Below are 15,554 nucleotides of genomic sequence, written 5' to 3' on the forward strand. Positions count from 1 at the left end.
GTTAAAATGTTTCTAATGTTTAAAGGTCTTCCATAAATTGGTAAGCCCTGTCCCAGTCTTTCCACACGGGTTCATACCCTTGTTCTTTTAGCATGCAGGCAATTTCAGCAGGAGTCCTTTCGTCTGATATCTCAAATTGCTCTAGTGCTTCTATCCCTGCTGCATAACCTCCTGGGTCTGTTTTCGAACCTGCGCTCATGGAGGTAATGCCTAGTTTTACAACATTGTTCCTGAACTTCTCACTTTCTCTGGTCGACATGGAAAGCTCGACTTCTTCATTGTAGATCCTATATGCACAGATAAGTTGTACCAGTTCCCGGTCGCTCATGTTTACTTTGGGTTCAAGGTTGCCGGTATATGGCCTGAGGCGTGGAAAAGAAATAGAGTACTTTGTCTGCCAATAGGTTTTTTCTAGATAGTCCAGATGAAGGGCAGTAAAGAAAGAATCTGTTCTCCAGTCTTCTAGGCCTATAAGAACTCCTAAGCCTATTTTGTAAATTCCTGCCTTGCCCAAACGGTCTGGGGTTTCCAGGCGGTATAGGAAATTTGACTTCTTGCCTTTTGGGTGGTGGAGCTTATAGTTTTCTTCGTGGTATGTTTCTTGATAAACCAGCACCGTGTTTAAACCATGAGGAATCAACGTTTCATACTCATCCTGGTCTAATGGTTGCACTTCCAATGAAATATGTGAGAAGTGTGGTTTGACCAATTTCAAAGCTTTTTCAAAATAGGGTACACCCACCGTTTTGTTGGCTTCTCCGGTTACCAATAGCAAATGGTCATAGCCATAAGACTTTATAACAGCTACTTCGTCCAGTATTTGTTTTTCTGTTAAAGTAGTACGACGCATTTTGTTGTCCAGGCTAAAGCCGCAGTAGGTGCATATATTTTGGCACTCATTGGACAGGTACATAGGAATAAACATTTGCATGGTATTGCCAAAGCGCTTTCTCGTAATTTGGTGGCTCAATAAAGCCATTTGTTCAAGAAAAGGCTCTGCTGCGGGCGAAATCAAGGCTTTAAAGTCCTCTAAATTTCTTTTGGTTTTTTGAAGGGCTGTTTTTACGTCTTCGGCAGTTTTGCTGTAAATACTTTCCTTTGTTTCATCCCAACTGCAGGATGAAAATATATCTGCAAATGATTTGTTCATACTAAGTAGCTCGTTTTAACCAATTTCGTCAAGAAATGCTGTAAGGGGACTGCTTGCCTGTGCCTGCTTGTTATGTTTGGCAAGCTTGGCCTCATAAGCCATTCTGCCTGCTTCTACCGCCATTTTAAATGCTTTGCCCATTTGTACAGGGTCAGAGGAAACGGCAATGGCTGTATTGATCAATACTGCGTCTGCGCCCATTTCCAAGGCTTCAGCGGCATGCGAGGGGGCACCTATGCCTGCATCGACTACTACTGGTACTTTGCTTTGCTCTATAATGATCTCTAGCATGGCTTTGGTATTCAGTCCATTGTTGCTTCCGATGGGTGACCCTAAAGGCATAACGGCTGCTGTTCCTGCCTCTTCCAGTCTTTTGCAAAGTACAGGGTCTGCATTAACATAAGGTAGGACAACAAATCCTAGCTTAACCAGCTCTTCAGCGGCTTTTAAAGTTTCCACAGGATCTGGGAGCAAATACTTTGGATCTGGGTGTATTTCCAGTTTAAGCCAATTGGTCTCCAGTGCTTCCCGGGCTAGCTGGGCTGCAAAAACAGCTTCTTTTGCATTGCGAACCCCAGAAGTGTTGGGCAGGAGGTTAAATTGTGGGTGGTGGAGATAGGGGAGGATTTCATCTTTGTTGTTCTGGATGTCCACACGTTTTAAGGCAACGGTTACCAATTCAGAACCCGATGCCAGTAACGACTCCTCCATCAATTTTCCGGAACTAAACTTTCCTGTGCCTGTGAATAGGCGGGAAGTAAATTCTTTATCTGCTATTTTTAATTTTGTCATGATAATGCAGCTTTTTCTAAAGTCTCTATATATCGTGCGGCACTTTCTTGTTTGTTTTCCGCAAGGTTAATGGCTGAAGCAACAGCTATACCATGTATTCCTGTTTTTAATATGCCATTTATGTCTTCGGGCTTTATTCCTCCAATGGCTATGACTGGAATATGTATGTTATTGATCCGGCATTGGTCCATAATTTTCTGATACCCTTCCAACCCTAAAACAGGACTAAGTTTTTCTTTGGTTTGGGTAAACCTAAATGGACCGAGTCCGATATAGTCAACATTGGCATCAGCTAGTCGAAGGATATCTTCAAAGTCATTTGCTGTACCGCCTATGATAAAGCCTTTTCCTAAAATTTCTCTGGCTTCTGCAGGATCCATGTCTGTTTTTCCTAAATGGACGCCATCTGCTTTAAGCGCTTTGGCTAGGGTTGGGTTATCATTGATGATAAATTTTGCCCCGTATTTTTTACAAACTGCTTGTGTTTGTGATGCATGTAGCTCCCAGTCTTTTTCATAGGCATTTTTTGTCCTCAACTGTACCCATTTGACTCCTCCCTGACAAGCTACTTCCGCTAATTGTGCATGAGAGAAATCTTTTACATGGTCTTGTGTAATATAATGTAAATCTGATATTTCAGGCATAATGATAACCTAATAAGCCTTGATGGCTTTTAATAAAGTCTGTAATATATTCTTTTCCTTCTTTGCAAGCCTCTTCCAAGTCGTATCCTTTAGAAAGGTTCGCTAAAATGGCAGATGACAGCACACAGCCTGTGCCATGCTTGTCCAAGTTTAATTTTTTGCTTTTAAAAACTACTTCAGTGCCATTTGATTTATATAATATATCGTTGGCTGTATCTCCCTGTGAATGCCCGCCTTTTAATAAAACATGGCAGTACTTGCTTAAATATTTTGCACCTTCGCTAGCGGTTAGTTCTGGCAGCATTTGCCTCATTTCATTTGTATTGGGCGTTATGAGCAAAAGCTCGCTTGCTATTTCTTGCACCTCTTTTAGCGAGATGTCGCTATGAAAAGAGTATCCCGCACTGGCTTTTAATATTGGATCCCAAACTATTTGAGTGTTAGGTAACCTTTCCTTTAACCAAAATACCAAGTTGTGCAGGACTTTCAAGTTTTCAATAAGCCCAAACTTGACCCACTCAGGCTGAAACCTTCTAAAAAGCACTTCTGCTTGTTGCTTAATGTCTTCTTCAGGAACCCACTTCAATCCTATAAACTCACTGTCATTTTGAAAAGTCAAGGCTGAGCAAATCCCTAGCCCATAAACCCTGTTATTTTCAAAGGTTTTTATGTCAGCAAGTATGCCTGCTCCGCCACTTGGGTCAAAGCCGGCAATGCTAAGAAGTGAAGGTCTCTCTATCATTTTCTTTGCTCAATGAATAAGCTTGTTTTAAATTTTCAAATTCATCAAATGCCATATCCGCTCCACCTGAAGTATACCTGTTCCAGATTGTACCCAATACAGCAGCCCCTGTGAAGCCAGCTTGAAAGACTTTGGGCAGGTTTTCTGAATTAATTCCTCCTAAACCCCATATTTCTGTCGCGGAGCGCTCTTCTCTTCGTTTGTCAAGTTTCTCCTTTATCTCATTGAGGTTGAAACCTGTTTTATACCCCTTTTTGGAGATGCTGTCAAAAACAGGGCTTAAGAACAAGTGGCTGAAGTTTTTTCCATACTGCTCAAGCTCTTCAAAACAATGGGCAGAAGAACTTATTTTCAGACCTCGGATCCTTGCGCCCTTCATAATATATTTTAACTCTTCTAGTTTGCGCATTTTTATGGCCTCTCCATTCAGGTGAATGCCTTTGAGGTTGTATTTTTTGATCAGGCCAAACCCGCCGTGCAGAATTATTTTTCTATAAAATATCGGGTGGATCTTTTTTAGGTATTTATGGAACTGGGTTTCTTCCCATCCGGGTTTCCGCAGATGGAAATACTCCAGTCCTGCGCCCAGAAAAGTTTCTACTAACTTTTCTTCGCCTTCATAATATTCGGGAGCACTGAAAATGGCCAGTTTCATAAGATAAATTTGTTTTAATACTGCCTGAGGTCACAGTTTCTCAGGCAGTATGGTGGTTATGAATTATTCAGAAGTATAACTATAACCCATTGTTGGGAAAATGTTCAGCCCATATTAAGAATAGATCTGTCCACCTTTTTCAGCAAACTCTTTTGCCTTTTCTTCCATTCCTTTCTTTAGTGCCTCATCTTCTGACAGCCCTTCTTTTTCGGCAAATTCTCTAACGTCTTGCGTTATCCTCATAGAGCAGAAGTTAGGGCCGCACATCGAGCAGAAGTGTGCTACTTTAGCCCCTTCGGCAGGAAGTGTTTCGTCATGGAATTCTTTGGCCGTATCTGGATCCAGTGAAAGGTTGAACTGGTCTTGCCATCTAAACTCAAACCTGGCTTTGCTGAGTGCATTGTCTCTGTATTGTGCGCCAGGGTGTCCTTTGGCAAGGTCTGCGGCGTGGGCAGCTATTTTATAAGTAATTACACCGTCTTTAACGTCTTTCTTGTTAGGAAGTCCTAAATGTTCTTTTGGAGTTACATAACATAACATAGCACAGCCAAACCAACCGATCATAGCAGCACCAATACCAGAGGTAATGTGGTCATAACCAGGCGCAATATCTGTAGTTAATGGCCCAAGCGTGTAGAAAGGTGCTTCATGGCATTCTTTCAATTGCTTGTCCATGTTTTCTTTGATCATGTGCATTGGTACGTGACCAGGGCCTTCGATCATTACCTGAATATCATGTTTCCATGCAATCTTGGTCAGTTCGCCTAAAGTTTCTAGTTCGGCAAACTGTGCAGCATCGTTGGCATCGGCAATCGAGCCAGGCCTTAGTCCATCACCAAGTGAGAAGGAAACGTCGTAAGCCTTCATGATTTCGCATATTTCCTCAAAATGGGTGTAAAGGAAGCTTTCTTTGTGATGCGCCAAGCACCATTTGGCCATAATGGAACCGCCTCTCGATACGATGCCTGTTACCCTTTTGGCAGTGAGCGGAACATAACGTAGAAGTACTCCGGCGTGAATAGTAAAATAATCAACACCTTGTTCTGCTTGTTCTATAAGAGTGTCTTTGAAAATCTCCCAAGTTAGGTCTTCGGCTTTGCCGTTTACTTTTTCAAGTGCTTGGTAAATAGGTACGGTTCCGATAGGTACTGGCGAGTTTCTGATGATCCACTCTCTAGTTTCATGGATATTCTTGCCGGTAGACAAGTCCATAATGGTATCAGCGCCCCAACGGCATGCCCAAACTGCTTTTTCTACTTCTTCTTCAATGCTTGAAGAAACAGCAGAGTTGCCTATGTTGGCATTGATCTTTACCAAAAAATTACGGCCTATGATCATAGGCTCACTTTCAGGATGGTTTATGTTGGCTGGGATTATAGCCCTTCCTGCCGCCACCTCATCTCTTACAAATTCTGGCGTAATAAGACCTTTTGGGGTATTGGCACCAAAACTTTGGCCTTTATGTTGGCCCATGGTATCTTTTACCTCTTCGATTCTTTGGTTTTCACGTATGGCAATATACTCCATCTCAGGCGTTATAATACCTTTTCTTGCATAGTGCAGTTGGGAAACGTTGGCACCTGGCTTTGCCTTTAGAGGTCTTTTGATGTGTTCAAAGCGTAAAGGCTTTAGGTTTTCGTCTTCCGCCCTTTGCTTGCCGTAACTTGAGGTTACGTCTGGTAGCTCTTCAACATCGCCTCTTTTTTGGATCCATTCTTCACGGAGCCTTGGCAGTCCGCTTTTTAGATTTATATCTGCATTGTCATCTGTGTAAGGTCCACTTGTGTCATAAACTGTAACAGAAGGGTTCTTTTCAGCAGGTTTGTTGGCAAATTTATGAATAGTATCTTCAAGGGATATTTCCCTCATCGCAACTTTTATATCATGGATTTTTCCCGGAACATACACTTTCTTTGAGGCCGGAAAAGGGTCTCTGGTTATGCTCTCCTGTCCTGGTACTTTGTCTTTTTTCATACTTTGATATTTTTTAGTGGGAAAATAATTCTGGATTTGTTTTTAGTAGTTTTTAACCTCCTTGTGTTGCAGTGATTATGGTTACCCTGTCTTTGTCGTTGAGGGCATATTCACTCCATCCTTTTTTAGGTATTACTTGGTTGTTGATGGCTATGGCTATGCCACGAGTTTCCTGCAAGGAGATATCCTTCAGTAAATCTGATAGGTTTTTGCCAGTGTCAACAGTGGCTTTTTCGTTGTTAATAAAGATTTCCATTTTTCACAGAAGATTTTAAGTGTGAATAAACAGAAGGGGAGAATGACAAATGACAGGAGAGTCGTACGTTATACGAAACTTTTCCCTTCGGCAGCACTAACTGCATCAGGTTCAAAGGGTATAATCTCAGCCCTGTTCAGGCACCCCTAAAGTACTTGAGTAAATGTAGATAGATATATTTTAAAATTCAAGTTTCTCTGGGTATTTAAACCTTAATTGTGCTCTAGAACGCTCTATTACGCAGCAAAACTATTTCATATCAGACGCTTTGCTCTAACCATGGCGCTGCTATGCTTTGCGGCCAAAAAGCGCTGATTGATTCTTGCTTCGCTCCTCATGGCAAAAGCTATTGCATAATTCAAGTTATAACCTAGTCAGGTTTTGGGTGTATAACCAATTTCTTGATTTATTGTTTAGAAGCTTAGTGTTTGATGTCCTTAGTTTTTGTTTTGGGAGAGTGGGCGTTTGGGTGGTATTTGAAGAAGAAAAACGGGTGAAATTAGAAAAAAAGAACTCCGGCCTCCTAATGTTAAGGCGCCGGAGCTTATATGGAGTTATTATTAGTTTATAGGACTACCTATTTAGTAATATTTTTTTACTTGTATAATAATATGCTTTAAGCTGTCTTTCTAAATTTGCTGTATGTGCCATTGTTAGAAAATAAGTAAGGCCTTTCCGGCGAGGCAAAAAGCAACTATTCGAGCCTTGCTAAGTTAATTAAAACATTAGATGACTAAATGGGTAATCCTATTCGTTTAATCTTTGCCGCCAAACATGTTCATGATAGGGGTCTCTTTGTCCATGATCATGAGTTTTGAGTTTTGGCTTTGAGAAAGTCCCTGGAATGCCTCTATTTGTTTTAACTTTAATAGATTAGGTGATAAGGAATTTCCAACCAGTAGGTTATACTTCTTTAAAGCCTGCCCTTGTATTTCCAGTGCTTCCGCTTCTGCCTGAGCTTCTATAATGGCTGCTTGTTTTTTACCTTCTGCTTTGATAATGGCCATTTGTTTGTTGCCTTCCTCTATAATGATTTGACGCTCCACTTCTTTGCGCTCCCTTTCAGAAACAAAGGCCATTCGCAGGGCTTCTTGCTCCGCTTCAAGCTTTCTTTCAATTGACTCGCTTATCCGCCTAGGAAGCTGGATGTTTTTTAAGAGTACTTGTTCAATAATAAAGCCTTTAGGCTCTAAAACTTTCGCCATACGTTCTTGAATGGCAATTTCTATTTGTGCCCTTTTTGCACTGTGCATGTCTTTGGCATCATATTGTGAACAGATGTCTGCCGCTGCTGATCTGTATACTGGGAGTATAAGATCTATTTCATAATTTAGACCGGTTTCCTTTAAAATTTTTGGTGCTTCAGCGGCTTTTAAGCTATACAGTATAGAGCTTTCTGATTGAATGGTAAGCCCTTCACGTGATGGTAAGCTCTCGTTGATGTTTACATTTTTTGTTCTTACATACACCCTAACTACTTTGGTTGTAAAAGGGTTGAATACTACGGTTCCAGGTTCTTTAGACACATTGTCCAGTTTTCCTAGTCTTCTTTTGACCGCTACTTGATCAGGCATGACTACTGCGCAGCTAGTAAGAAGAGAAGTGACTAATACGGCGATTAATAGTGAACGGATGATATTTTTCATAATCGTGCTTTTAAGTGGTAAAAAAATAACATAATGGCAATCTTCTGCAAACTGTGTTTTGTTTGTTAGATTGCTTCTTTTACCGATCATGCAATAACTTTGCCAGTTTTTAAAGCTGTAGTGGTTATAGCGTTTAATTTGCTTAAACAGTGGTTTGCAAACTGCCCGAGACAAACCTGTCTTTTCCACAGAGGTCTTTAATGATTTTTATATCAGAAAAACCGGCTTTTTTAAGTTCATTAGCGGTTTCTTTCCCAAATTGTGCATTTATTTCAAAATACAGGCACCCGCCAGGTTTTAGTTTCTCGGAGGCCTCTTGGGTTATCCTTTTATAGAAAAGTAGCGGATTGTCATTAGGTACGAAAAGTGCTGTGGCAGGTTCATGGTCCAGCACATTCTTTTCCATTTGTCCTTTTTCTGCCTCGGTGACGTAAGGGGGATTGCTGACTATAATATCAAAAGGTTGTGGAAGGGGGGCTTTTAATATATCATGAAGTATAAATTGGACTTGAACATGGTTTAGATCGGCGTTTTTTTTGGCTGTTTCAAGAGCCGTTTTGCTAAAGTCGGTAGCGGTAACTTTGGATTGTGGGAGTTCGGCGGCCAAGGTTATGGGTATACAGCCGGAACCGGTTCCTATATCGCAAATTTCAAGGTTGGGTTTGTTTTTGTGTTGCTGGATCATCAGGTTTACCAGTTCTTCTGTTTCTGGACGTGGAATCAGAGTGGAAGGGTTTACCAGAAACCTCCTTCCATAAAACTCAGTTTCGCCAAGGATATATTGCAATGGCTCTTCTTGGTTAAGCCTGGTTATGATTTCTTTGGGGATGACTACGGATTCTGAAAGTGCTTTGTCAACTAGTATATCTTTTTTCTCAATTCCTCCAAAATGCTCCAAAAGCACATAGGCAATGGCTTTTTTTTCATTTTCATCGGGCAATTGTAAGGCTGAATATGTTGAATCAAATAGTTTTTTTGCTGTATTTCCCACTGGAACTATCTATTTTAGCTTTTCAAATATAAGAATACTTATGGATCAGGATAAGGTTTTTATGCAAAGGGCGCTTGAGCTAGCTGTAAAAGGAGCCGGCAACGTAAGCCCCAATCCCATGGTAGGGTGTGTAATTGTTAAAGATAAAAGGATTATAGGAGAAGGTTGGCATCAAAAATATGGAGAAGCTCATGCTGAGGTAAATGCGATCAATAGTGTTAGACATAAACAAGACCTTATGGGAGCCACTTTGTACGTAACACTTGAGCCATGCTCTCATTATGGCAAAACGCCTCCCTGTGCTGATTTAATTGTTCAGTATCCTTTTTCAAGGGTTGTGGTGGCGAGTGCCGACCCTAATCCTTTGGTGTGTGGCAAAGGCAACGATAAGATAAAAGCAGCAGGTATTGAGGTGGATACAGGCGTATTGGAAGATAAAGCAGATGAAATTAATAAGCGCTTCTTTACCTATATCAATAAAAAGCGACCATACATTATTTTTAAATGGGCAGAAACAGCTGATGGTTTTATTGCAAGGTCTAACTATGATTCAAAGTGGATCAGTAATTCTTATTCGCGGATGTTGGTGCACAAGTGGCGCTCAGAAGAGGATGCCATTATGGTAGGTACCCGCACAGCATTTTATGATGACCCTAAGTTAAATGTCAGGGACTGGTATGGAAAAGATCCGATCAAGGCATTGATTGATCGCAAACTCAAAATATCAGATAATGCCGCTATGTTTGGATCAGGGCTCACTTATGTATACAATTCAATAAAGGATGAGGAGCATGACCATAAAAGGTATGTCAAAATCAGTGGGCAGGAGCCTTTTTTGTACTATGTAATGCAGGATTTATATAAACGCAATGTACAGTCTGTCTTTGTAGAGGGGGGGAGCGGTTTGTTTAAAGCCCTCGTTGATTGCAACCTGTGGGATGAAGCTAGGATATTTAAAGGGGCAGCGTTTTTTGGCGAAGGGATAGCAGCTCCCCGTTTAAGAGGAGAAACGGTAACCATTGACGACGTCGCAGGTGATGAACTGAGAATAATTCGTAACCTTATAGCTTAATTTAAAGAGGGTTTCATTTAGGTTAGTAAATGACCTAAAACCTGATAGTGTTTTTTTCGTTAACAAAGTGCTAAGGTATGTAGTATTATCACCGGTATATTAAACCTGAAATATGCAATAGAACTTTCTATTACGTAGCAAAATAACTTCAAATCAGTCGTCTCGCTCACATTTGGGTGGGCAAAGCATAGCGCTGCTATGCTTTGCCACCCCAATGTGCTGATTTATTGTTTATTTGCCTCTCATGACGAAATCTATTGAGTAATTCAGGTTAAATCAGCTTTTGATGCAAGAATTTCTTGAAAATTCTTTTTTGGCAGGGTTATGGCTGGTTTATCATTAACCTTGTTTATAAGCTGACTTGGATCATTATATAGAAAATTGAATGCAAAAGATATTAACATCATTTTTGAGGAAGTTGACAAACTTAAGCAGTTCCAATAGATCGCTTCTTTTGTTACGTTTGTCTGCTCAGCAGGATATTGATCTACATACTTTTGACTTTCTCTATAAAAACACGCCTTCTTTTACATTAATTGACCAATTGATAGCTGGTAAGGCGAAAATTCCATTGTGTGATGTGGCTGATAGCAGAGAAGAGCGGGTAAATAATGCCAGCCGTAGGCTGAGGATGGTCATGAGACGGGACAATTTTATCTATGAAGAGCGAGGGGGGAAAGACTTGTATGTTGGCTGGCCTTTTGTGCAAGGGCGGTTCAATGACGGTACATTGGTCAGATGTCCTTTGATGTTTTTTCCTGTGGAATTGCAAATTTCAGGTAATCAATGGCTGATGGTTCAGAGAGAAGGAGAAAGCGCATCGCTAAACAAATCTTTTCTGTTGGCTTATGCCTATTTTAATCAGGTTGCATTAGATGAAAATTTAATTGAAACGTCTATAAGTGATTTTGGTTCAGAAAGCCAGATGTTTAGGACTAAGCTTTATGAATTGCTCAAAGAAAGTCCACTGGAAATTAATTTTAACCAAGATTTATTTATAGATAAGCTTGTTGATTTTAAGCAATTTAAAAAGCCCGATTTTGAAGAAGGTTCTGCCAATGGTGAGCTTAAACTTCTTCCTGAAGCTGTTTTGGGTATTTTCCCTCAGGCCGATTCTTGGCTGGTTCCTGACTACGAGCAAATCATTGATAACAATAACTTTAAAGATCTCGAAGACTTTTTTGTTTCCAGAACAAATATTGATGATAAAGGTGGCACGGGTTTTCACTTCCTGAGCAAAATTAAAGAAGAGCAGTTTTTTACGCCGTATAAAATGGACGCTTCTCAGGAAAATGCCATTAAAGCAGTAAAAAAAGGTAATTCTGTAGTAGTGCAGGGACCTCCCGGTACTGGTAAATCTCAGATGATCTGTAATCTGATTGCTGATTCTATTGCTACCGGAAAGCGGGTTCTTTTAGTGTGTCAAAAAAGGGCTGCCCTTGATGTGGTTTACAAAAGATTGCAAGCGTATGAACTTACCGACTTTGTAGGGCTGGTACATGATTTTAAGAATGATAGAAGGGCTATTTATCAAAAGATTCATCATCAAACTGAGCGGCTGAGTGAGTATAAGTATAAGAACAACAGCTTGGATTCAATCTTTCTTGAAAGGCAGTTTTTGCAAACCAGCAGGCAGATTGACCAGGTTACTGAAGAACTTGAAGAGTTCAGGCAGGCCTTGTACGACGACAAAGAGTTTGGACTATCTGTTAAAGAGCTTTACCTAAATAGTGACCCAGAAGAACGTCATATACCTTTAAAGCAGGAGTTTCGGCATTTTAAATCTGGAGATCAGGATGCATTTGTAAGGAAAATTCATGCATGGTTTCCTTATGCTGAAAGGTTTAGAAGGTTTGAATACCTGTGGAACGACAGGGTGTCTTTTAAGGATTTTGCACTGTCAGACCAAAAAGAAATTTTAAGGCTTTTAGATTATATTCCGTTTTTTCAGGCAGAACTAGCTGATAATCTTAGGGAAGTACTGGATACACCTTTGGATTTTGAAGAATGTGAGTGGCTAAATGACAGAAGGGACAAAGCAGAGCAACTGCTTGAGCTTGTAGACGATCCTGCAGTTTACGAGTTTTTGCAGTTTGTACTTAATAAACAGACAGATATAAACTGGTTTCTTATTCGTGAGAAACAGGTTATGGAGTGTTTTAAAGGAGAGGACTTAGAAAAATCCATTGAGTCTTCACAGTTGGTTGTGGTGCGGGAGGCAGTGGAAAAAGCTTTTCAGGCCCGTAAACAACCGCATAAATGGCTGTATTGGCGTTTGTTCTCTAAAGATCGTTTTTTGTTGAAAAGGGTTTTTGTGGCTAATGGCTTGGAGTGGAACAGAGAAGGGTTTGAGAAAATTCTCCAGCGGTTAGACAACCGTATGAACCTGGAGCATAATATTACAGAGATGAACGAGGCGGTATGGCTATTGGATGTTCCAGAAGACAAAAACATGCATACCATGGAGGAGTGGATGCACCGACAACACCTTGCCTTGGCTGCCAAAGAAATTTTGCTTGAGCTGAGGGTACTTAAGGATTATCTTAATATTCCTTCTACGTCTCAGAAAGACTTTGTAAAGGCTATAAAAAGAGTCTTGACGCTTGTGAACAAAGTGCCCCAGGAAAAAACGCACTGGTTGAAGTATTTTACAGGTAGGCAGATTAGTAAGATTCTTGCAGACTATGAATACCCGCTTCAGCTAGCAGCAGCATTGAAAAAAGACTTCGATTCATTGGCTGAGTTTGATAAAATTACGGCAGAGATGCCTAGCCATGAACTGAGTGTCATGGAAAAATTATTTGATGAAGTAAAGGACGGAGGTGCTTCCTGTGCGGAAAAATTGTTTATCAATAGCTTACACTTAGAATGGATAGAGCAAATTGAGTCTAAGTATCCTGTATTGCGGATGGTGTCTTCGTTGAAAATGGAGCAGGCTGAAAAAGGGCTTCAGGATGCGGTGAAGGAAAAAATAAAGCTGAGCCGCGAGATTCTTTTAATGAAAGCCCGTGAAAGGACGTATGCCAATGCCAGTTATAACCGCCTGAACAATATGGTCACTTACCGGGATTTGGCACACCAGGTGAGCAAAAAGAAGCGTATTTGGCCGATTCGAAAGCTGGTTTCTGCTTTCTCTGAGGAACTTTTTGAGCTTATGCCATGTTGGATGGCGTCACCTGAAACTGTTTCGGCTATATTCCCTATGGAGCAATTGTTTGACTTGGTCATTTTTGATGAGGCTTCGCAATGTTATGCAGAAAAGGGGATCCCGGCGATGTATAGAGGACGGCAAATAGTAGTAACTGGCGATGACAAGCAATTAGCGCCTAATGATATGTATCAAGTGAGGTGGGATGAAGAAGAAGACGACACACCAGAATTGGCCGTAGATTCTCTTCTTGATTTGACTTCTAAATATTTAATGCAGGTGCAACTTATGGGGCACTATCGTAGCCGTTCGCCTGAATTGATCAGTTTCTCTAACCAAAACTTTTATCGAAACACTTTAAAATTGTTGCCTGATGTAAGGGTTGTGAATGACGAAGCGCCTGCTATTGAATATGTGAAAGTTGATGGCTTGTGGGAAAACAGCATTAATAGTGAAGAAGCTGATAAAGTAGTGGAACTGGCGTCTGCTTATTTTGAGAATAGTGAGCAGTCCGTGGGGATTGTTACTTTTAACTATAAGCAACAAAGCTATATTAGGGACTTGTTAGATGAGTGGGCTATTAAAAACAAAAAGACTGTTCCAGAGAGTTTATTTGTTAAAAATATTGAAAATGTCCAAGGTGATGAAAGGGATGTAATTATCTTTTCTGTTGGGTATGCGCCTGATAAAAATGGAAGATTTGCTATGCAGTTTGGTAGTCTAAATGCGGAGAAAGGGGAAAACAGGCTGAATGTAGCAGTGACCCGTGCACGGCATAAAATATTTTTGGTAAGTAGTATTTTGCCGAACCAACTGAAGGTAGACCATGTGAAGAATTTAGGGCCTAAATTGCTTAAAGACTATCTCCAATATGCTTGGGAGGTTTCAAATGGGAATTATAAGCCTAAAGGACAAGAGACGGATATTAACAGAGGTGACTGGTATTTGAGGAAAAGACTTTTGGATGTAAGGACAGAAAAAGACCCAGAACTTCTTGACGATATGCCTTTTGCAGATCTTTCTGTTAAGGCGAACAACAGGTATGTAGGCTTGCTGCTAACAGATGACAATATTTACCATCAGGCGCTTTCTGTAAAAGATTTCCATGCATACGCTCATTTGTCAATGAAAGAGAAAAAATGGAAAGTACGCAAAGTGTTTAGTCGACAGTTCTGGGACAGTAAAACCCAAACCATGGATCAGATAAGGAAAGCTTTTAATGCTGAATAGGATTACCCATTTAAGTTTCTAGGAAGTAATAAGTTTTTTTTGTATGATAAAATGCTTTATACGACCATTCCTTAAATGGCGGTATGTGCCATTGTTAGAAAATTAGGCGGCCATTGATGAAATTGCGTTAAGAACTTTATAACCATGGAGCGGCCAAAAAATTTGCTGTTTGAGCCCGACGCAAGGAGGGTGAGTTTCAAATTTTTTAGCGTAATGGTTAATAAAGTTTAGCAAATTTCATCACAGGCCTTGACTTTTTTGCTTACTTTTTTTGTCCAAGAAAAAAAGTAAGGCCCTGCCGGCGAGGCAAAAAGTAACTAAGCTAGCCTATGTAAGCTAATAAAGCATAAGATATCTAAATGGGTAACCCTAATGCTGAAAATTAAAATATTTACTTTCTACGTTTTTCTTAAGAATCTTATTTGCCCTTGCGCCATTGACAATAAACATAACGGTTTTAAGGGATATCCTGAAAACCTTAAATATAAAGTGTCGCGCATAGGTAGTCTGCCTGAAGAGGTGCCAGAATCGTCAGGATTGGCCTTGGCCTATGCAAGTGAAGATTCTATTGTTTTGTATACCCACAACGACAGTGGCGGCGAGCCTTATTTGTTTAAGATTACCAAACAAGGAAAGCTGCTCGATTCATATAAGATCTCTGGGGCGGTAAACCACGACTGGGAAGACCTGGCGCAAGACTCGTTAGGCAATATTTACATAGGAGATTTTGGAAACAACTTCCACAAACGCAAGGATCTCGTTATCTATAAAGTGCCAGCAGGACTGGACGGCAAAGCAGAAAAGATTCAGTTTTCCTATAAAAACCAAGAAGCGTTCCCTCCTCCAAAAAAAGAAAGAAACTTTGACTGTGAAGCTTTTTACTGGTACCAAGACAGCCTCTATTTATTCTCAAAGAATTGGGGCGATAAAAATGTGAAACTGTATAGTTTATCTGACCAGGCGGGATCGTATATTGCAGCACCTATTGACAGTGCCAGGTTGGGAAGCATGATCACTGCGGCAGATATTAATCCTGATGGTAGTTTGTTCGCTTTGCTGGGTTATGGAAGGGTTTATGTATATGGCGTCGGGGAAGAGGGAATAGATTTTTCAGTACCTGCCCTTTGCCAAAGGTTCCCTCGTTCTAAACAGGCTGAGGGATTGGTATTTATCAACAAAACCGATTTTATTGTGTCTAATGAACAAGGGCAGATGTTCTTGTTTGAGCAAAAGAAACAAAAGGAGAAATAATAT

12 protein-coding genes and 1 riboswitch are annotated in these 15,554 nt (G+C 40.5%); of the genes, 3 read left to right on the plus strand and 9 right to left on the minus strand.

Annotated elements, in window-relative coordinates; genetic code table 11:
• Positions 1 to 19: 19 nt before the first annotated feature.
• From thiH to prmC, 9 genes are all read right to left on the minus strand, one after another.
• Entirely contained in the window at positions 20 to 1,150 is a 1,131-nt protein-coding gene (gene thiH / locus RCC89_06445; protein ID WMJ72801.1) for a 2-iminoacetate synthase ThiH, read from the minus strand.
• Positions 1,151 to 1,165: 15 nt separating this feature from the next.
• Entirely contained in the window at positions 1,166 to 1,942 is a 777-nt protein-coding gene (locus RCC89_06450; protein WMJ72802.1) for a thiazole synthase, read from the minus strand.
• Complete coding sequence (locus RCC89_06455; protein ID WMJ72803.1) at positions 1,939 to 2,586, minus strand: thiamine phosphate synthase; 648 nt, start codon at positions 2,584 to 2,586, stop codon at positions 1,939 to 1,941. Before RCC89_06455 ends, RCC89_06450 begins: the two co-directional genes overlap by 4 nt.
• Positions 2,579 to 3,328, minus strand: a complete 750-nt coding sequence (locus RCC89_06460; GenBank protein ID WMJ72804.1) for a hydroxymethylpyrimidine/phosphomethylpyrimidine kinase — start codon at positions 3,326 to 3,328, stop codon at positions 2,579 to 2,581. Before RCC89_06460 ends, RCC89_06455 begins: the two co-directional genes overlap by 8 nt.
• Positions 3,303 to 3,983, minus strand: coding sequence for a thiamine phosphate synthase (locus RCC89_06465; protein ID WMJ72805.1), 681 nt, complete (start codon positions 3,981 to 3,983; stop codon positions 3,303 to 3,305). Before RCC89_06465 ends, RCC89_06460 begins: the two co-directional genes overlap by 26 nt.
• A 114-nt stretch (positions 3,984 to 4,097) precedes the next feature.
• A complete protein-coding gene (gene thiC / locus RCC89_06470; GenBank protein WMJ72806.1) occupies positions 4,098 to 5,957 on the minus strand; it encodes a phosphomethylpyrimidine synthase ThiC in 1,860 nt (619 codons plus the stop codon).
• Positions 5,958 to 6,009: 52 nt separating this feature from the next.
• The gene (thiS, locus tag RCC89_06475; GenBank protein WMJ72807.1) at positions 6,010 to 6,213 is read right to left on the minus strand and encodes a sulfur carrier protein ThiS; all 204 of its coding nucleotides are present in this window, start codon (positions 6,211 to 6,213) and stop codon (positions 6,010 to 6,012) included.
• Positions 6,214 to 6,278: 65 nt separating this feature from the next.
• Positions 6,279 to 6,371: riboswitch (TPP riboswitch) on the minus strand.
• Between the two features lie 597 nt (positions 6,372 to 6,968).
• Entirely contained in the window at positions 6,969 to 7,859 is an 891-nt protein-coding gene (locus RCC89_06480) for an SPFH domain-containing protein (GenBank protein WMJ72808.1), read from the minus strand.
• Positions 7,860 to 8,001: 142 nt separating this feature from the next.
• Positions 8,002 to 8,850 (minus strand): peptide chain release factor N(5)-glutamine methyltransferase, encoded by an 849-nt coding sequence (gene prmC / locus RCC89_06485; GenBank protein WMJ72809.1) that lies wholly within the window; start codon positions 8,848 to 8,850, stop codon positions 8,002 to 8,004.
• Positions 8,851 to 8,890: 40 nt separating this feature from the next.
• Here prmC and ribD point away from each other — a divergent pair, with 40 nt between their 5' ends.
• The 3 genes from ribD to RCC89_06500 all read left to right on the plus strand — a co-directional run bounded on the left by ribD (position 8,891) and on the right by RCC89_06500 (position 15,551).
• Positions 8,891 to 9,922, plus strand: a complete 1,032-nt coding sequence (gene ribD / locus RCC89_06490) for a bifunctional diaminohydroxyphosphoribosylaminopyrimidine deaminase/5-amino-6-(5-phosphoribosylamino)uracil reductase RibD (protein WMJ72810.1) — start codon at positions 8,891 to 8,893, stop codon at positions 9,920 to 9,922.
• Positions 9,923 to 10,307: 385 nt separating this feature from the next.
• Positions 10,308 to 14,300, plus strand: a complete 3,993-nt coding sequence (locus RCC89_06495) for an AAA domain-containing protein (GenBank protein ID WMJ72811.1) — start codon at positions 10,308 to 10,310, stop codon at positions 14,298 to 14,300.
• A gap of 372 nt (positions 14,301 to 14,672) precedes the next feature.
• Entirely contained in the window at positions 14,673 to 15,551 is an 879-nt protein-coding gene (locus RCC89_06500) for a hypothetical protein (GenBank protein ID WMJ72812.1), read from the plus strand.
• The last annotated feature ends 3 nt before the right edge of the window (positions 15,552 to 15,554 follow it).

The sequence above is a fragment of the Cytophagaceae bacterium ABcell3 genome (assembly GCA_030913385.1).
In the GTDB taxonomy this organism is placed as follows: domain Bacteria; phylum Bacteroidota; class Bacteroidia; order Cytophagales; family Cytophagaceae; genus ABcell3.